This is a genomic window from Parasphingorhabdus sp. (assembly GCF_041748495.1).
Classification (GTDB): domain Bacteria; phylum Pseudomonadota; class Alphaproteobacteria; order Sphingomonadales; family Sphingomonadaceae; genus Parasphingorhabdus.
The window spans coordinates 1-18,289 of record NZ_JBGTDD010000133.1; the positions used below are offsets into that span (position 1 = coordinate 1).

Annotated in this window: 12 protein-coding genes and 1 tRNA gene; 5 read left to right on the top strand and 8 right to left on the bottom strand. The window is 55.8% G+C overall.

What is annotated here, in order from left to right; genetic code table 11:
- A partial coding sequence (locus tag ACEW8J_RS11570) for a DUF2924 domain-containing protein (protein WP_373491797.1) occupies positions 1 to 214 on the top strand: 214 nt, incomplete at its 5' end.
- On the top strand, positions 207 to 1,826 hold the full coding sequence (locus ACEW8J_RS11575; RefSeq protein WP_373491798.1) for a recombinase family protein: 1,620 nt from the start codon (positions 207 to 209) through the stop codon (positions 1,824 to 1,826). The genes ACEW8J_RS11570 and ACEW8J_RS11575, both read left to right, overlap by 8 nt.
- Positions 1,827 to 2,505: 679 nt before the next feature.
- Here ACEW8J_RS11575 and ACEW8J_RS11580 read toward each other — a convergent pair.
- Positions 2,506 to 2,581 (bottom strand) — tRNA-Thr (locus ACEW8J_RS11580).
- A 227-nt stretch (positions 2,582 to 2,808) separates the two neighbouring features.
- Between ACEW8J_RS11580 and ACEW8J_RS11585 the strand changes: the two genes are divergently transcribed.
- Together ACEW8J_RS11585 and ACEW8J_RS11590 are read left to right on the top strand one after the other, a co-directional pair.
- Positions 2,809 to 4,146, top strand: coding sequence for a hypothetical protein (locus ACEW8J_RS11585; RefSeq protein WP_373491799.1), 1,338 nt, complete (start codon positions 2,809 to 2,811; stop codon positions 4,144 to 4,146).
- A 195-nt stretch (positions 4,147 to 4,341) separates the two neighbouring features.
- Entirely contained in the window at positions 4,342 to 9,018 is a 4,677-nt protein-coding gene (locus ACEW8J_RS11590) for an NAD-glutamate dehydrogenase (protein ID WP_373491800.1), read from the top strand.
- Here the strand turns inward: ACEW8J_RS11590 and ACEW8J_RS11595 are convergent.
- From ACEW8J_RS11595 to ACEW8J_RS11620, 6 genes are all read right to left on the bottom strand, one after another.
- Positions 9,015 to 10,220: a DUF445 domain-containing protein gene (locus ACEW8J_RS11595; protein ID WP_373491840.1), complete on the bottom strand. Its 1,206-nt coding sequence runs from the start codon at positions 10,218 to 10,220 to the stop codon at positions 9,015 to 9,017. The genes ACEW8J_RS11590 and ACEW8J_RS11595 overlap by 4 nt on opposite strands.
- Positions 10,221 to 10,294: 74 nt before the next feature.
- Complete coding sequence (locus tag ACEW8J_RS11600) at positions 10,295 to 13,720, bottom strand: efflux RND transporter permease subunit (RefSeq protein ID WP_373491801.1); 3,426 nt, start codon at positions 13,718 to 13,720, stop codon at positions 10,295 to 10,297.
- 27 nt (positions 13,721 to 13,747) lie between these two features.
- Complete coding sequence (locus tag ACEW8J_RS11605) at positions 13,748 to 14,932, bottom strand: efflux RND transporter periplasmic adaptor subunit (protein WP_373491802.1); 1,185 nt, start codon at positions 14,930 to 14,932, stop codon at positions 13,748 to 13,750.
- A 250-nt stretch (positions 14,933 to 15,182) separates the two neighbouring features.
- Positions 15,183 to 15,446 carry a GlsB/YeaQ/YmgE family stress response membrane protein gene (locus tag ACEW8J_RS11610; RefSeq protein ID WP_373491803.1) on the bottom strand — a complete coding sequence of 88 codons (264 nt, stop codon included), beginning with the start codon at positions 15,444 to 15,446 and terminating at the stop codon, positions 15,183 to 15,185.
- Positions 15,447 to 15,595: 149 nt separating this feature from the next.
- Complete coding sequence (locus tag ACEW8J_RS11615) at positions 15,596 to 15,895, bottom strand: DUF1153 domain-containing protein (protein ID WP_373491804.1); 300 nt, start codon at positions 15,893 to 15,895, stop codon at positions 15,596 to 15,598.
- A 121-nt stretch (positions 15,896 to 16,016) separates the two neighbouring features.
- The gene (locus tag ACEW8J_RS11620; RefSeq protein WP_373491805.1) at positions 16,017 to 16,343 is read right to left on the bottom strand and encodes a hypothetical protein; all 327 of its coding nucleotides are present in this window, start codon (positions 16,341 to 16,343) and stop codon (positions 16,017 to 16,019) included.
- A gap of 195 nt (positions 16,344 to 16,538) precedes the next feature.
- Between ACEW8J_RS11620 and mnmA the strand changes: the two genes are divergently transcribed.
- Positions 16,539 to 17,672, top strand: a complete 1,134-nt coding sequence (gene mnmA, locus ACEW8J_RS11625; RefSeq protein WP_373491806.1) for a tRNA 2-thiouridine(34) synthase MnmA — start codon at positions 16,539 to 16,541, stop codon at positions 17,670 to 17,672.
- Positions 17,673 to 17,794: 122 nt separating this feature from the next.
- On the opposite strand, the gene ACEW8J_RS11630 is transcribed toward mnmA, so the two are convergent.
- Entirely contained in the window at positions 17,795 to 18,079 is a 285-nt protein-coding gene (locus ACEW8J_RS11630) for a hypothetical protein (RefSeq protein WP_373491807.1), read from the bottom strand.
- Positions 18,080 to 18,289: the final 210 nt, after the last annotated feature.

The window sequence follows — 18,289 nt, forward strand, 5'->3', positions numbered from 1 at the left end:
TTCGCTGAAGACCGGAACCAGGCTAGTTCGATCATGGAACGGCAAAAGCTATCATGTACTGGTATGTGATGACGGCTTTGAGTTTGTAGGTCGCCGCTATGAGAGCCTCAGCCATATTGCCCGGGAGATCACCGGAGCCCACTGGTCTGGTCCCCGCTTCTTCGGACTGAAGAAAAGCAGCAGTTACAAACCAAAGGCAATGGCCAATGGCTGACAAACCCAAAAAACTGCGCTGTGCGATCTACACGCGCAAATCCACCGAGGACGGCCTGGAGCAGGATTTTAACAGTCTGGATGCACAGCGCGAAGCCTGCGCTGCCTATATTCTCAGTCAAGCCAGCGAAGGCTGGGAAGCTGTGACGGAGTTCTACGATGACGGTGGTTGGTCAGGCGGGAGCATGAACCGACCCGCCATCACTCAGTTACTGGATGACGTGAAATCGGGAAAGGTCGATGTCATCGTTGTTTACAAGGTGGATCGACTGACGCGCTCGCTGGCCGACTTCGCAAAGATCGTTGAGATACTCGATGAGAACGAGGCCAGCTTTGTCAGCGTCACCCAGTCGTTCAATACGACCACCAGCATGGGACGACTGACGCTGAACGTCCTGCTATCCTTCGCCCAGTTCGAGCGCGAAGTTACCGGCGAGCGGATTAGGGACAAGATTGCAGCTTCCAAGAAGAAGGGCATGTGGATGGGAGGCCCTGTTCCCATTGGATATGATCTGGATGAACGGCGGTTGGTTATCAACCATGCTGAGGCAAAAGCGGTCCGGCACATGTTCAGGCACTACACGATCCTGAAATCTGTGCCGCAGCTGGTCGAAGAACTGGCTGCGGATGGCTATCGAACAAAACCCCGACTCTACAAGGGCGAACGGATTGTTGGAGACATTCCGTTCCGGGCAGGATCACTCACCAAACTCCTCCATAACCCGATCTATATAGGAAAGGTCCGGCATAAAGACGCCATCTATGACGGCGAGCATGATCCCATCATCGATGTGGCATTGTTTGATGAGGTGCAAAGCATCTTTGCTAACAATCGCCGCGACAATGCCCTCGGCAAGAAATCTGAGAACCCTAGTCTGTTGACTGGTCTAATCTCTGATCCCGAAGGCAGGCCCATGTCACCATCCCATGCGCGCAAGGGAGCAAGGCTCTACCGCTATTATACAACCCGGCTGGAGCCAGGCGAAAAGAAGAACACGGTTTGGAGGATGCCCTGCGGTGAAATCGAACGGATCGTGATGAATGCAATCGCGGGCGAGCTTGCTTCACTGCCAGCAGCGAACGGCAAAGATGCAGAAACTTTAGCGGGACTGATTGGTCAAAACGATCAGCTGGTGGCCGATCTCCCATTAATGAGTGTATCCAACAAACGGAAAATGCTGCTGGAGCTTGATGTGAAAGTGCAAGTAGCGGCTGACACCATCGTTATCGATCTGCTCCTCAATGACCGTGAAGAACGGCACAAGTTCAGTGTCGAAGCCAAGCTGGTATCGAGGGGTATCGAACGGAAACTTGCTATTGCACCAGATCAGGGTTCGGCAACATGCGATGCTGACCCTATCCTGCTCCGGCTCATCTCACATGCCTTTGCAGCACGAGATCATCTGATCCACAATATCCCGCAGCCGATGGTGTCGGATTATTCCGCGCGCCATTTGAACCAGCTTGTTCGGCTTAGTTATCTGGCCCCCGATATCATAACAGCGATCATCAACGGTACCCAGCCGCCGGAACTTACCGGCCGCCAGATCATGCGGAAGAACAATATCCCGCTGGACTGGGCCAGCCAGCGGATCATGTTCGGGTTCAACTGAGACAGAAAGTCAGGGGAAATTACCCCTGAAAATGATCTCTACGCCAAATCCATCCATCTGCATCTGGACTCCAATATTTGGGCCATAGAGATAATCCATGAAAACTCAGTATATCCGCGGCTTCCAGAGCGTCTCTGGCACCCGAGCCGTTGCACCAACGGCGCGCAACCCTCGGACATTGCGCGACAATATTCAGGTATCCCTCTACAGCTAAGTAGTTGTTTTTAAGGGATAAAAATGGTGGTGCACCATGAAGGAAACAAACTGTCAGCATCGCCTCGTTAACCCACTGTATTTACGGGATTTAATTGGGAGCAGCGCTTCCGAGAGACCAATTTTCAAAATAATAGCCGAAGGAGCTGAGCACAAGAAGGCAGAGAACCAAAAAAAGAACTCTGGATTCGTTTCGAATTGTATGGCTTGCTTAGCGTCGCAATGGTCAGAAGATCCGGAAAAAGCCTCCCCGAAAATGATCTCTACCCCAAAACTATCCATCTGCATCTGGACTCCAATATTTGGGCCATAGAGATAATCCATGAGAACTCAGCATATCCGCCGCTTCCAGAGCGTCTCTGGCACCCGAACGGTTGAACCAACGGCGCGCAACCCTCGGACATTGCGCGACAATATCCAAGTATGCCGCTACATCTAAGTAGTTGTTTTTAAAGGATAAAAATGGTGGTGCCGCTTAGAGGATTCGAACCTCTGACCCCCGCATTACGAATGCGATGCTCTACCAACTGAGCTAAAGCGGCATCGACGAAATGGTTCGGCATTTGCGTCACGCATTTTCACTGATCGCGGGCCATTACCAGCAGAGCTGTGCCGTGACAAGTCTGCGTGATCGTTATTTCAGCTCGGCGCTACAGGCCAGGCCGCCTCGTCCCCATGCGGCGTAACGGGGTCTGCCGGGAAATTTACCAGATATTTACCATGAGTGGTGCAGACCGATGTGGAATAGACGCAATCGCAATGGGGTAACATGGAAAACCTGCAGAATTACAGCGAACTTGGCGAACGGGACTTGGCTTCGGTTCCCGACTATATGTCCTATGCCGATGATGACGCCGCGGTTGAGCCGCCGCCAGTCGTCGGTCAGGATGAGCGCCGGATGCATGTGCGCGCCTATAATTTCTGGGCCGGTTTGCTCGGGGATCGGCAATTCCCCAGCGTGGAAGATCTGTCCCCCGAAGAGGATGAGGATTTTGGACCGAACAGCGTATTGCTCGACTTCACCAATGGCATCGAAAATCCGACCATCCAGTTTCTGGGTCGGGCATTGCGCGATGAATGCGATATCGATGCTTCGATCACCGCGGTTGCCGATGTACCCGCGCGTTCTCTGCTCTCGCGCATCACCGATCATTATCTGCAGATTATCGCCAATCAGGCGCCGATCGGTTTCGAGGCCGAATTCGTCAACCAGCGCGGTACCACGATCATGTATCGCGGTATTCTGCTGCCATTCTCTACAGATGATGAAACCATCGATTTCATCTATGGGGTGATCAACTGGAAAGAATTGGTCACCGATGCCGTCCGGCAGGAAATCGAGCAGGAAGCATGCGAAGCGATGCGGTCCGTTCCGCTGCGCAAAAGGGCAGGGCCGGTTTGGGAAGATGGACCGCACGCGGCCAATCTGGATGAGCTGGAGCTCACTCCGGCGCTGGAAATCAAGCCCGATGAGACCGAAATCATGAGGCCTGCCGAGCCTGCCGACGATGCAGGTTTGGCCGACTGGTTGTCCGCTGCCCGGAGCAGCGCTGATCTTGCAGCGCAATGCGAACTGCGCAGCCGTGGGGCCCTTTATGCCGCGATCGGCAAAGCCTATGACTTCTATCTGATGACCGAACAATATCCTGGCGATTACCGGATATTGCTCGAAGATTCCGGCCTGACAGTCCAGGAACGCGCGACCATGACGCCGATCGTCAAACTCGTGTTCGGTACGCGCTATGACAAGACCCGCCTGACCGAATATGCCACAGCGCTCAAATATGCACGGCGCAACGCGATTGAAAAAGGAACATTTGCAGACGTTCTCGGTCAGTATGACGGTGGCTTGAAAGCCATTGTCCAGGCCGAACGCAAGGCAAGCCGACCCACATCCCTGCCGTCCCGGTCACGCGTCATTGCGGATGACCTGCTGGCGAAATTGCGCGCGGCACCGTCGCGGCAATTGCGGGACATTGACGCCGGTGATTCCGAATTTGTCGTGCTGGTCGCGCGCAAGGACCTGAATGGTGAACTGACCATCGTCGGACCGGTGCGCGGCAATGATCGGCTGACCAGTCAGGCGCTGCAGCATACGCTATTCTGATCGTACGGACCATCGATCCGGAATGGTCGATCAGGCCATTATAGTTACATATGTAACCAAAATATCACTATCTCCAATATTCAACCCTGTAGATGGAAACAGGATCGGCTAATCCCTTGAGCGTATGCGCGAATAAGGGCATAGCAGAGGGATGCTGGCGGGCGCTTGACTCGTCTTGATCCCCTTGGAGTTTAAATGGCGGCCAATCGCGAAAAAAAGTCCACCCACACCAAATCTGAAACCGAAAGGCTGGAACAAGCGCTGGTAGCAGCCTTTCGGGGAAGCGCATTGCCGGGCGAGAATATCGGTTTTGACGAGCAGGCTTGCGAAGAAGCCGCGCGGTTCACCTTAGGCAGTGCGCAGGCTCGCGAAGGCAGCGAAGCGAACCTGTCGCTGGAAAGCGTCAGCGGCCAACAGGATCATCGGCATTTGCGACTGGCGATCGTCAACGACGATATGCCGTTTCTGGTTGATTCTGTCTGCGCAACCATCGCCGGTTTTGGATTGAACATCGAACGGCTGATTCACCCTGTTGTTGCCGTACGGCGTGACCCGGAAGGTCAACTGATCGCGTTTGTCGAGCAGGCAACCGGCGGCGAGAAGCGCGAATCGATAATCTATATTGAACTTGAACGAAGCGATGCGCGCATTCGCCGGGACCTGGTCAGAACGTTGCGCGCAAATCTGAAGGATGTTGCCGCGGCCGTTGCTGACTGGCTGAAGTTGCAAATCGTGCTGGGGGAAAAGGCCGATACCTTGCCAGAAGGAGAGGGCGCGACCCTGCTGCGATGGTTCCTGGATCGCAACCTCACTTTGCTGGGCCACGAGATCGTCAATCCAAAGGGTGAGCGAACCCAGCAACTCGGCATTGCCCGGATGCGGCCGCAACCAATTCTGACAGAAGAAAGCCGAAGACGCGCTTTTGACTGGTTCGAAAATGGCGGGAAAGCACCGCTTATCATCAAGTCCAATCAGCTTTCCACGGTCCATCGTCATGTACTGATGGATCTGATCATCGTGCCGGTCAGGAACAAGACGCAGATCACGGCTCTATCGATAATTTCCGGCATGTGGACCAGCGCCGCGCTGGCGGCACCTCCCGAGAATATTCCGGTATTGCGAACCCAGCTTGCCAGATTGTTCGATAAATTTGAATTTTCGACATCGGGCCATGCCGGGAAAAGCCTTACTCATGCGCTGACATCCTTGCCGCACGACCTTCTGATCACTTTTGCGCAGGACGACCTGGAAAAGCTCGCGCTGATCTCGATGTCCCTGATCGACCGCCCGCGGCCGAAACTGCACAGCGTGATCTCGCCACTGGCCCGGCACCTGTTTGTCTTCGTGTGGCTGCCGCGCGAGCAGCTGTCGACCGAACGCCGGCAGAATGTTGAAAAAATGCTGATGGAAGCGACCGGCGCTAAAATATTGAGCTGGTCCAATACGCTTGAAGAAGGCGGGGTCTCCTCCTTGCGTTACACGCTCGACATGGGGCCTGATGGGAGAATCCCGGACCCCGAATGGCTTGATCAGGAACTGGAAAATATGGTCCGGGGCTGGAAACCGGAAGTCGAACGCAACCTTAGGGAAGCCGGTCAGGAAAACCGTGCCGCCGTCCTCGCGCAGCGCTACGCCAATTGTTTTCCGGGACCCTATCAGACGACCTATGGCGCTCTGGAAGCAGCCAAGGATATCATGCGGCTGTTCCGGCTGGAACGCGGTGGTCAACGCTCAATCCGGCTTTACCGGCTTGCCAGCGATGCGGATGATCAGCTGCGGTTGAAAATCTATCATCTCGGCGGCGCGCTGCCGCTGTCTGACGCAGTCCCGACGCTCGAAAATTTCGGTTTCACCGTGGTCGAATCGGTCCCGACCCCGCTGGACAACGGCCGCTTGGGTTATATCCACGATTTCATGCTGGAACTGCGCTCCGAGGAGAAATGCGAAAACCTGATTGCCCGGTCGGAAGAAATAGAAGCGGCGATCACCAGCGTGCTCGATGGGGAGGCGGAAAATGATGCCTTTAACCAGCTGATCATTTCCGCTGGCCTTGATGCCCGCTCGACCGTGTGGATGCGCGCCTGGTTCCGCTATTTGCGCCAGACGGGTCTCAGCTATGGCCTGGTTACCGTCGTCGAGGCCTTGGCTGAGGCGCCCGATGTTACGGTCGCGATGATCAGGCTTTTTCGCATCCTGCATGACCCGGATTTCGGCGGGGATCGGTCGAAAGAGGCGATTGCGGCAAAGCAGGACGTCGATGCTGCATTGGTCAGCGTACATGCTATTGACGATGACCGCATTCTTCGTCTGTTCCGGGCGGTTGTTGAATCGATATTGCGGACCAATGCGTTCGCTTATCAGGCCGGGGAAGCCCTCGCCTTCAAGATCGAGAGCGCCAAGATTCCGGAACTGCCCGCTCCCTTGCCCTGGCGGGAAATATTCGTTTACAGCCCGCGTGTGGAAGGCATTCACCTGCGGGCCGGTCCCGTGGCCCGTGGAGGGTTGCGCTGGTCGGATCGCAGGGATGATTTCCGTACCGAGATACTGGGCCTGATGAAAGCCCAGCGGGTCAAAAACGCCGTGATCGTGCCGACCGGTGCGAAGGGTGGCTTTTTTGCCAAGCAATTGCCTTCTGGCGAGGACCGCGATGCCTTTATCGCCGAAGGCATCGAAGCCTATAAAATTTTTATCTCAGCGCTTTTGTCCGTGACCGACAATATCGTCGAAGGCAAAGTCGTACCACCTGCGCAGGTGGTACGTCTCGACGAAGATGATCCCTATTTTGTCGTGGCAGCAGACAAGGGGACCGCCAGCTTCTCTGACATCGCCAACAAAATCGCGATTGATCGCGGATTCTGGTTGGGCGATGCCTTCGCCAGTGGCGGCAGTAACGGCTATGATCACAAAGCAATGGGGATTACGGCTCGGGGTGCGTGGGTCTCGGTACAACGTCATTTTGCGGAAACAGGGGTCGATGTTCAGACCGCTCCGATAAAAGTTGTTGGTGTCGGGGACATGTCGGGTGACGTGTTCGGCAATGGCATGCTGCTCTCAAAGAGCCTGAAGATTGTGGCCGCTTTTGACCACCGGCATATTTTTATCGATCCCGATCCCGATCCCGCGACAAGCTGGATCGAGCGCAAAAGACTGTTCGATTTACCGCGGTCCAGTTGGGAGGATTATGACAAGAATGTAATCTCCAAGGGCGGTGCGGTATTTTCCCGCAGTTCGAAGACGATCAAGATCTCCAAGCAGATTGCCAAGCTGCTTGACCTGCCGGAAGATTCCGAGACCACACCGTCTAAATTGATGACCGCCATATTGGCATGCAACGCCGATCTGCTGTGGTTCGGCGGGATCGGCACCTATGTGAAGGCCGCGTCCGAGAATCATATCGAGGTCGGTGACCCGGCCAATGACAAGATCCGCCTCAACGCCGAGCAACTGCGCGTCAAGGTCATTGGCGAAGGAGCCAATCTGGGGGTTACCCAGGCAGCCCGGATCGCTTTCGCTACCAAGGGCGGGCGGATCAATACCGACTTTATCGACAATAGCGCCGGGGTGGATTGCTCGGATAATGAGGTCAATATCAAGATTGCGCTCAATGCCGAGCTGGTGAGTGGCAAGTTGCAGCCGGACGTCAGAAATGCGCTGCTGGAATCCATGACTGATGATGTTGGCGCGCTGGTGCTGGAAGATAATCGGCTGCAGGCATTGGGTCTCTCGATCGCCGAAATGGGTGGCGCTAAATCGCTACCGTCCTATGTTCGGCTGATTGATCAGTTTGAAGAACAGGGTCAATTGAACCGGGCCGTGGAAGGGCTGGCCAGCAATGAGGATCTGATCCGGCGCGGGCAGGAAAAACAGGGTCTGTACCGGCCGGAGCTGGCCGTGCTGGTGTCTACCGCCAAGCTGGTGTTGCAGGATGCGATCGAAAATAGTGACCTTGGCGATGATCCCGGTTTGAACAGCGAGTTGCTCAAAGCTTTCCCGCTCGCGATGCGGGAACGCCATGAATCTGCGATTCTCAATCATCAATTGCGCCGCGAAATCATTGCCACGAAACTGGCAAACCGGATGATCAACCGGTTGGGCCTGATCGACCCTTTTGAACTGGCTGAGGAGGAAGGTTGCTCATTGGGCGAGGTGGCCCGGGCGTTCGTCATGGCCGAGCGTCTGTTCCATGCCGACCGCATCTGGCATGCGCTGGAAGTAGCTAAAATATCAGAAGATATCAGGATAATCCTGTTTGATCGGCTTGCTTATGTCTTGCGCTCGCACATGGCCGACCTGATGCGCATTGGAGTCTCGGATGACCGGATCGGTGCGACCGTCGATATGCTGGCACCTGGTGTGACCATACTCAACGAGAATGTCGAAAACCTGATTACCGCCGAAGGGCGCTTGCAGGCCGCGAAACAGGTGAAGGATCTGGTCGAAGCGGGAGCAACTCCGGAAATCGCCAGGAAGATTGCCAATATCTACATGAATGATGGCGCTGCCGGCATTGCCTTTCTTGCCCATAACCGGGAAATTGACGCACTGGATGTCGCGCTGGCGTTTACCAAACTGGGCAGCGCGCTCGGTCTCGACTGGGCGCAAATGACCGCCACCCGGATCAATCCTTCCGATCCATGGGACCGATTGCTGGTCGCGGGACTGGCACGCGATTTTCAGCAGATGCGGCTCGATTTCCTGCGCCGCAGTCGGGGTAAGGATATGCAGCAATTTGTCGAAAACTGGTCTGAACGCAATATCGACCGGGTAGCACAGTTCCGAAAGATCATGGATAGAGCGCAGCAGACGTCAAGGCCATCGATTGCAATGTTGGCGCAAATTGCCGGGCAGGCGCGGTTGTTGCTGTCGCGCTAGATCCAGTAGCCGAGCAAATGCAGGGACACACCGACAAGCCCGCCGACCAGGGTGCCGTTGACCCGTATGAACTGCAGATCGCGGCCAACCGCATTTTCCACTCTGTCCGTGATTGTCTGCGTATCCCAGCCACGGATCGTCTCTGACACGAGCTTTACGATATTGTCGCCATAGCTGGCGACCACACCGATCACGGCGCGTCGGCCAAATCGGTTGATCTGGCGGTTGAGCTGTTTGTCCTGTTGCAGGCTGCTGCCCAACTGGGTCAGCGCGTCGCCAAACTGACCGGCAAGCGCAGCATCGGGATCACGGGCGGCCCGCAACAGCGCTTCGCGACCCTGTTCCCATATGCCGTCCAGCCAGGAAGCGATCGCCGGATTCTCGATGAGTTCGAGCTTCCATTCGTTCACCTTTTGCCGCAGTTCAGGGTCATGACGCAATTCCTTGGCCAATTGCTCCATGCTCTCTTCGGTCTTCGCCCGGACCGGATGGTGCGGGTCGGCCGCCATATCGGCGAGCAGCTTGTAGAGGCCATCGAGCACCTCGTTGGCGACCCGGTCGTCAAGGCCGGTCCAGCGCATCACCGCATTGGCTCGGTCGGTGACGATTTTGCGGATCACCGGTTCATTGGTATCCAATGTGCGATAGGCCCACCGAATGGAGGAATCGATCAGCGGGCCGTGCCGGTTTTCAGCCATGACCGCTTCCAGAATCTGTCCCATTGGCGTAGCGATATCGAGACCAACCGCCTGCTTTTTGACAGCACCCTTGAACATGGTTCCGAGACGATCCTTGTCGAGCGACGCAATGGCGTCGCCCAATAGCCGCGAAGCGCCAAATTTAAGTCGACCTTCGCCGCCACTTGGTGATTTGAGAAAGCGCCCGATGCCACTGGCCAGATCGACGTGCCGCATGCGTTGCGCAACCAGACGTGAAATCAGGAAATTATCCTTGAGAAAATTGGCCAGCGTGTCGCCAATCCGGTCCTTGTTGCGCGGAATGATCGCCGTATGCGGAATGGGCAGACCCATGGGGTGACGGAACAGGGCGGTTACGGCAAACCAGTCTGCCAGACCGCCGACCATCGCCGCCTCGGCAAAGGCGCGGACAAAGCCGAGCGCCGGATGCACCTCTTCGTAGCTTTTCGAAACGAAATAGATGATAGCCATGACCACCAGCATACCGGTGGCGATGATCTTCATGTCCTGACCGGCATTGCTGCTGTTGCCGGCAGAACTGGCTCTGCCGCCATCCGCTATCTGAGACGTTATCGGCTTCACTCGGCGGGTTGGACCTCTGCATCGGGCCGATCATGGCGATCATCGCCGGTCTTGTAGGTCAGCAGTTTGTTGCGCAACCACGGTCCGGCCCGGCGTTCGAATCCGTCCGCCAGGCTGAAGCCGGCGGGAACAATGACAAGCGTCAGCATGGTCGAGACGATGAGGCCGCCAATCACCACAATTCCCATGGGTGCGCGCCATGCACCGTCACCGGAAAGCGACAGAGCGGTTGGCACCATGCCAGCCGTCATCGCCACCGTGGTCATGACGATCGGTTGGGCACGCTTGTGTCCGGCGTCCATGATTGCCTCGAACTTCGGTACGCCTTTTGACATTTCCTCGATCGCAAAGTCGATCAGCAGAATGGAGTTTTTACTGACAATGCCCAAAAGCATCAGCACCCCGATCAGCACCGGCATCGAAATGGATTCGCCCCAGACCCAGACCAGGAATATACCGCCGAGCGGTGCCAGGGCCAGTGAGCCCATGTTTACCAACGGCGACATTATGCGCTTGTAGAGCAGGACCAGCGTCGCAAACACGAGCAAAATCCCGGCAATCAAGGCGATCACGAAATTGACCGCCAGTTCTTGCTGCCATTCATCTTCGCCAAAGGCCTCGTTCGAGACGCCTGTCGGCAAGTCCTTCATGATCGGCAATGCATAGATTTTTGTCATCGCTTCACCCTTGATCACCTCGGGCGCCAAATCCGCTCCGACAAAAGTCCGACGATTCTGGTTGTAACGCTGAATAGATGTCGGTCCGGAACCGAAGCTGACCGATGCGACCCGGCTGAGCGGCACAGTGCTGCCATTGGCGATCGGGATCGGCAGATTTTCTATGGTTGTCAGATCGGTTCGCGACTCGAGCGGTAACATCACGCGGATTGGAATTTGCCGATCAACGAGGGAGAATTTGGCTGCATTCTGATCGATTTCGCCAAGCGTCGCGATCCGGATCGTCTGGCTGAGTGCTGCCGTGGTGACGCCGAGTTCGGACGCCAGGTTCATATAAGGCGTAATGATGATCTCCGGGCGGCTGAGATCTGCTGCGATCCGCGGGGCCCGGATCAGATTGATCTCCTTCATCTGCTCGACCAGTTCGGCTGCGGTTTTTTCGAGCAGAACAGGGTCGGATCCGGTCAACATGATCGAAATGTCGCGCCCCGTGCCGCCGCCGCCACTTTGTGACTGGAAAGAAATCCGGGCGTCCGGAATTTTCTGCAGTTCGGGCAGCAGGCTGCGTTCGAATTCAATCGAAGTTTTGTCGCGATCCTCTTTCAGTGACACGAAAACGGTCGCGTTGGTTTCCCGCACCCGGGTCAAGGCGCGATCGACCTCCGGTTGCAAATACATCAAATCCGAAACACGATCCGCGATTCTTTCTGTCTGTTCCAATGTTGTGCCTGGCACGACTTCGATCTGGATACGGCTATTATCCTCGTTGATCGTCGGCTGGAACTGAGCGGGTGTGATTGCGAACAAAATCACCGTCAGGCCGAAAGCAACCAGGCCGACACCCATCATCCAGACGCGGTGGTCACGGCCGCGTGCCCGGAAGCGTCCGGATCGATAGGCATACCAGAGAGCAAAACGGTTACCAAAAATACCAACGACCTGTCTAACCGCCGTGGCCAGCAGCCAGGCAGCCAAGGTGCCAGCGGCGATCCCCGAAATCAGGCTCAATATGGCCCGCAGAAAATCGCTCGGGATCAACGCGGTGAGCCAGCCGTTGATGAAGAACCCGACCGTCCATGCAACCGCGCCGAAGGCGATCACGATCAAAGCGAACAAAAGCAAGCCGAACAGATATTGCCACCAAGCGGCTTTGGCGGGAACCAGCGTCTGCCGGATGCGATCGGCTTGCGAACGGTCCAGGACCCATTCCAGCAAGCGCATGTAGCGATCCATCCAGACGCCTTCGCCATGCTCTGCCTGGCCCTTGGCCTTGAGGAAATATGCGGCCACCATCGGCGTGATCATCCGCGCGACGGCCAGGCTCATCAGTACCGAAATAACGACGGTGATTCCGAAATTCTTGAAAAACTGGCCGGATATGCCCGGCATTAGCCCAACTGGCAGGAACACGGCGACGATGCAGAAGGAGGTCGCAACCACGGCGAGACCGATTTCATCGGCAGCATCTATGGAGGCCTGATAGGCCGTCTTGCCCATGCGCATATGGCGCACAATATTCTCGATCTCGACAATAGCGTCATCGACCAGCACACCTGCGACCAGCCCCAGCGCGAGCAGGGAGAGGAAATTGAGGTTGAAACCCAGCAAATCCATGAACCAGAAGGTCGGGATCGCCGACAGCGGGATGGCGATCGCGGAGATCAGGGTTGCGCGCCAGTCGCGGAGGAAGATGAAAACCACCACAACCGCCAATATTGCGCCTTCGATCATTGCAAGCATTGAACTTTTATATTGCGACCGCGTATATTCGACGCTTGTGCCGAGTGGAATGAATTCGATCCTGGTATTTTCCGCTTCGATCTTGTCCATGATTTCCAGCGCTTCGTCATAGACAGTGACATCGGAAGCACCGCGCGCGCGCGTCATTGCAAAGTTGACAACTTCGACGCCCTTGACCTTGCTGATCGAAGATCGTTCGCCAAAAGAGTCGTTCACATCCGCCACATCGCTCAACTTGACCGCTCGGCCATTGGACAAGGATATTTGCGTCTGGGAAAGCGCGTAGGCATCGTCTGCATTGCCCAATACGCGGACCGATTGCCGGGTGCCGCCAACTTCGGCGCGGCCGCCGGCAGCGTTAATATTCACCTGGCGCAGTACATTGTTGATCTGATTGGCGGTAACGCCGAGCGCCTGCATCCGCTCGGGTTTTAATATGACGCGGATTTCCCGGTCGACACCGCCGAACCGGTCGACTTCGGCCATGCCGTTCACGGTCAGCAATTGCTTGGCCACCGTGTCATCTACGAACCAGCTAAGCTGTTCGACGGTCATATCGTTGGCCTTGACGGCAAAATAGCCAATCGGGCCACCGACCGCATCAATTTTGGAAACTTGTGGTTCCAAAATACCTTCCGGCAAGGAACCGCGGATCTGATCCACCGCATTTTTCACTTCGTTAACGCTGTCGTTGACGTCCTCGCCAATTTCAAACTCGACAAAGGTGTTGCTGCTGCCTTCGCTTGCCGTTGAACTGATATTCTTGACGCCGCTGATCGACCGCACCGCAGCCTCGACCCGCTGGGTGATCTGGTTTTCAATTTCCGTAGGGGCTGCTCCCGGCTGAGCGATATTCACAGAAACGGCCGGGAACTCGACTTCCGGATTGTTCACCACGTCCATCCGGTTGAAGCTCAGCAGGCCGGCAAAAAGCAGTGCCGCAAACAGCACCAGCGGCACGACCGGGTTACGCGTGCTCCAAGCAGAAATGTTACGAAGATTCATCGATCAGGCCTCAAATTTCTGCACGAATCAAGCGCCGCCCGCTTTTTTCTGCACTTCTGGTCGAATGGTTTCACCGGGATTCAGGAAGCCGCCGGCACGCATTACCACCTTCTCGGTTCCGTTCAGGCCCGAAGTGACTGATAGCCCCGCGCTGGACACGGAACCGATGACAACGTCACGTCGCACTGCCTTGTTGTCCTTGCCTACCACATAGACAAAGCTGCCCTTGCTATCATATTGTACGGCAGATTCAGGGAGGACTGAAGCCTCCGACGTCCCGCTCTGAATACGGGCGCTGGCGAAGCCGCCTGGCCGCAAGGCGCTATCATATGCCAGTGCAATGCGGGCAATACCCTGACGAGATTGCGGATCGATCATCGGTGAAATCTGCCAGATTTGTCCAGTCAGTACCTTGTCGGTACCGACCGGGGTGACTTGTGTGCTGATGCCAACAGAGACATTGGCCAGATCACTTTCACCAAGCTGGGCCTGTAGTTCCATTTCTCCGTCTTGCGCCAGCAGAAATAAAACTCCGCTCCCCTGCGTCACCGTTTGTCCGGTTTCAACGTTGCGCTCGAGTACAAATCCAGCCTTGGGAGCGACAATGTTCAGCCGACTGTTCCGCGCCTGGGCCTCGTTCAACTGCGCCTGGGCTACCCGCACACGGGCCGCAGCGGCGTCACGGGTGGCGGTCAACCGATCGATATCCGCCTTGGAAATGAATCCGCGATCGACCAGCTGCTCGGCGCGATCCAGATTTGCCTGGGCGAGATTGAGATCGGCGCGCGAAACCCCGATTGATGCCTCGAGGCTTGCCGCTTGCTGCGATTGTACAGCGCGATCGATGCTTGCCATGATCTGGCCCTGCTTGACCCAGTCGCCCGCATCCACATAGACATTGGTCACCCGCCCGCCTTCACCGACGACACTGACCGGTATCTCCCGTCGCGCAGCCAGCGTGCCTGTCGCATTGATCAGGCGCGTGACTTGCTGTGTACCGGGAACCATGACTGTGACTGTCGGCGCCTGGCTAGCGGCATCATCGTCGCCGACGCCGGCACCGGCAGCAAAATAATTATAGGCGACATAGGCCAGCAGGAGCACCAAGACGATAGCGGCCGCGATCAATAGTCGCCGCCGGACCGTGGTGCGCGCTTCGGCATCGTCCAGAATTACAACATCTTCACTGGGGATGGTGGATTCATAGTTCATTTTGTTACTCTTCAGTCGGGCCCATATCGCATTTTCACATCGCGATACATAAAAGAATCACTGATTTACCGTCCGGTGCGGTTTCTTATCTACTGTGTTACATAAATATAGCACCGGCAGCAAGCCGGAACAGGATTCTTCGATTCTTGCAAGCCCCGGTTCGACCAACGGCCGACCTCATCTTACGAAAGGGCCGATTCGCGAACGAACCGGCCCCTAATATCATCAAACTTCTGCGAGGAAGGGGGTTTTAGCGGACCCGACCACGTTGAATGAGGTTCAGAATCAGCAACAGAACAACCGCACCAACAAACGCGGTGAACAGACCGATGATCGAAAATTCCTGAATACTGCCGCCAAAACCGAAATAGCTGCCGACAAAATTGCCGATGAATGAACCGATGATGCCGACAATGATGTTCAGGAAGACGCCCATGGAAGCGTCCCGCCCCATCACCATGCTGGCAAGCCAGCCTGCAACACCCCCGATAATCAATGCAATAATCCAACCCATAGAATCCTCCTGATATTAGCCGAACGTAAAATACTTACGTTCGTGATTTCAACTGCATACAGGATTATTGCCGTGACTTGAAGGAATAAAAAAGGCCGCCGGAACATGTCGGGCGGCCCTTTTGAGTTTTGGTGTCAGACACCTGAATGTCAATATTTTTGCTGGCGCTCGTACAAGTCGCGATAATGCTGGATCCGCGTGACCCGCAATCCCGGCATTCCGGAACGGTCGACGGCCCGTTGCCAGGAGGCGAATTCTTCCAGAGACAGATCATAGCGGTCGCAGACGTCATCCACGGACAGCAAGCCGCCGTTCACTGCGGCAACGACTTCCGCCTTGCGACGTACGACCCAGCGCGTGGTGCCGGGTTTCGGCAAATCATCAATGGTGAGTGGTTCACCAAGGGGCCCGACAACTTGCGCTGGTTTTATTTTTTGGTTTTCAATCATACTACCCTCAATTTTGCCTTTTCAGCATTTAGCCCCGTTTACCGCTACGTCTGGCCTTCGTACCGGCAGAGCTTTTCGATTACCTGAACTCCCAAGGTAAACATCCCGTTCATTAAATTAATTATCCATGCATCCTACTGGTTTTCCGCTGCGCCAGATCCGGCCGGAAACATCCGGTTCTGAACAATTTAGGTCCGCGGTGGCCGGGCAGTTCCGGACGAAACCGGCCGGCAAAAAAAGCCATGCGTTCATCCAGAAACGAAGCGCGTTCGGTCACTTTGATAGGTCTGACACCCAGACTGGCGGCGACATAGTCTTGCGCCGAAGGAGTGGACGCCTGCCTTGCGATAACGCGAGCGAGTAAGGTCTGGTGATCCGCCATGCCTGCGGGACCATCCGCGCCTTCATCAATCGCTGTCCGGGCCAGCATTTCGTGAGGAAAGTTCATATCCATAGCCATGGGTCTAGCAGCGAAGAGATAAGCTAGTGTAAAAGAGCCGTTCACATGACCTTAGGAGAGGTTAAGCAATTCTTTCTTGTTTCTGGCCGTTTCGTACCAAAATGGTCCAGATCAGCATGGAAAGCAGGTAATGTTCGCCGCGCTGGCGCTCGCAGCCGGATTTCTTTAAGGACATCAATTGATATGACGGATAGAATCGACGGAAATTTTCAACTGGGGGATGACCTTACGGGCAAGCGCATCGTCGTGGCCATGTCGGGCGGCGTCGATTCGAGCGTTGTGGCGGCTCTGGCAGCACGAACCGGTGCGGAAACGATTGGCATCACCTTGCAACTTTATGACCATGGTGAAGCCGTCGGGCGAGTCGGAAGCTGTTGCGCCGGACAGGATATTCGCGACGCCCGTGCCGTCGCTGACCGGCTTGGCATTGCCCATTATGTTTTTGATCACGCCAGCCGCTTCAAGGATTCGGTCATGGATGTTTTTGCCGACGAATATATGGCCGGCCGGACGCCCATTCCCTGCGTCCAGTGTAATATGGGAGTCAAATTCACAGACTTGCTGCAAATCTCTCGTGACCTCGGTGCCGACTGTCTGGCGACCGGTCATTATGTGCGACGCGTAGCGGGGCCAGATGGCGCAGAGTTACACCGGGCGCTCGACCCTGCGCGCGACCAGAGCTATTTTCTGTTTGCCACCACTCAGGACCAGCTAGACTATTTGCGCTTTCCGCTAGGTGATATGCCCAAGACCCAGGTTCGCGAAATTGCCGAAGACATGGGCCTGGCTGTGGCATTCAAGCCCGATAGTCAGGATATCTGCTTCGTTCCCAATGGTGACTATGCGAGCGTCGTCCGCAAATTACGGCCGGAAGCAGATGATGATGGCGAAATTGTCCATATCGACGGCAGGCCGATGGGGCGGCACAAAGGACTGATCCACTATACCGTTGGACAGCGCAAAGGCCTGGAAATCGGCGGTCAGGCAGAGCCGCTTTATGTTATTCGGCTGGAACCGGAGGGCAAGCGCGTCGTGGTTGGCCCGAAACAGGCCTTGGCGGTTGCTTCGGCCACGCTGCGGGATATCAACTGGATCGGCGGCGATTATTTCGGCCCGGTCGAGGTCAAAGTCCGTTCGATGGCCAAACCGACTCTGGCCCGGCTGGAAGGACAAGAGCTGCAATTCCACAATCCGGAATTTGGCGTAGCACCAGGCCAAGCGGCGGTTTTCTATCACAAGGGGCGGGTTCTGGGCGGTGGCTGGATCGAACGCACCGCAGCGGTTGCGCAGCAATGGCTGGCCGGCGTGGAAGCGTGATGAAATTCTCAACTGTCTAATGAGGCTACAAGAACTCCGGCCAGCGGTACAACGGTGCCAGGACAAAGTAAGGGCACGGCCGGTGTCAACTGGCCGTGCCTCGCTATAGGTTGGAAAAACTTCTACTGATCGGTTTGTCCATCCAGCATGGGTCTTTCTTCCGGTGTCATCGTCTCGCCTCTGATGCCCTTTTGCACAGTGCCATCCGGATTCATCCGATCACCGGCCGTATCAGGCATAGTCGCTCCTGGCACGGGATCAGTCAAAACCGGCTGTTCAGGCATGCCATCACTGGTGACCGTGCCGTCGCCCATGGCTTCAGATTCAAGCGTTGCATCGTCTGCTTGTTCAGCGCAGGCAGCCAGCGCGAACGCCGCGACAACGGGTGCGAGAATGAGCTTTTTCATAGATAATTCCTTTCCTTGCCACCGACCCGAAGCAGTCAAGCGCTACGGGCTATCTTATTTGCAACGAAGGTTGGGCCGGAAAGTTCCCAAATGGACATTTTTAGGTATAATCTCGGGCTGAGATGCTTCTCATCCGCTATACTTCTCGCCGATGTCAACCGCGTGCTTGTTGGAGGACGTTCCCTAGAGCAAATAAATCCAGTGGATCGC

Bases quoted from the DNA above. Each gene is read 5' to 3' on its own strand.
- ACEW8J_RS11575 (WP_373491798.1), top strand. From the start codon at position 207: ATGGCTGACAAACCCAAAAAACTGCGCTGTGCGATCTACACGCGCAAA.
- ACEW8J_RS11585 (WP_373491799.1), top strand. From the start codon at position 2,809: ATGGAAAACCTGCAGAATTACAGCGAACTTGGCGAACGGGACTTGGCT.
- ACEW8J_RS11590 (WP_373491800.1), top strand. From the start codon at position 4,342: ATGGCGGCCAATCGCGAAAAAAAGTCCACCCACACCAAATCTGAAACC.
- ACEW8J_RS11595 (WP_373491840.1), bottom strand. From the start codon at position 10,220: ATGAAGATCATCGCCACCGGTATGCTGGTGGTCATGGCTATCATCTAT.
- ACEW8J_RS11600 (WP_373491801.1), bottom strand. From the start codon at position 13,720: ATGAATCTTCGTAACATTTCTGCTTGGAGCACGCGTAACCCGGTCGTG.
- ACEW8J_RS11605 (WP_373491802.1), bottom strand. From the start codon at position 14,932: ATGAACTATGAATCCACCATCCCCAGTGAAGATGTTGTAATTCTGGAC.
- ACEW8J_RS11610 (WP_373491803.1), bottom strand. From the start codon at position 15,446: ATGGGTTGGATTATTGCATTGATTATCGGGGGTGTTGCAGGCTGGCTT.
- ACEW8J_RS11615 (WP_373491804.1), bottom strand. From the start codon at position 15,895: ATGATTGAAAACCAAAAAATAAAACCAGCGCAAGTTGTCGGGCCCCTT.
- ACEW8J_RS11620 (WP_373491805.1), bottom strand. From the start codon at position 16,343: ATGAACTTTCCTCACGAAATGCTGGCCCGGACAGCGATTGATGAAGGC.
- mnmA (WP_373491806.1), top strand. From the start codon at position 16,539: ATGACGGATAGAATCGACGGAAATTTTCAACTGGGGGATGACCTTACG.
- ACEW8J_RS11630 (WP_373491807.1), bottom strand. From the start codon at position 18,079: ATGAAAAAGCTCATTCTCGCACCCGTTGTCGCGGCGTTCGCGCTGGCT.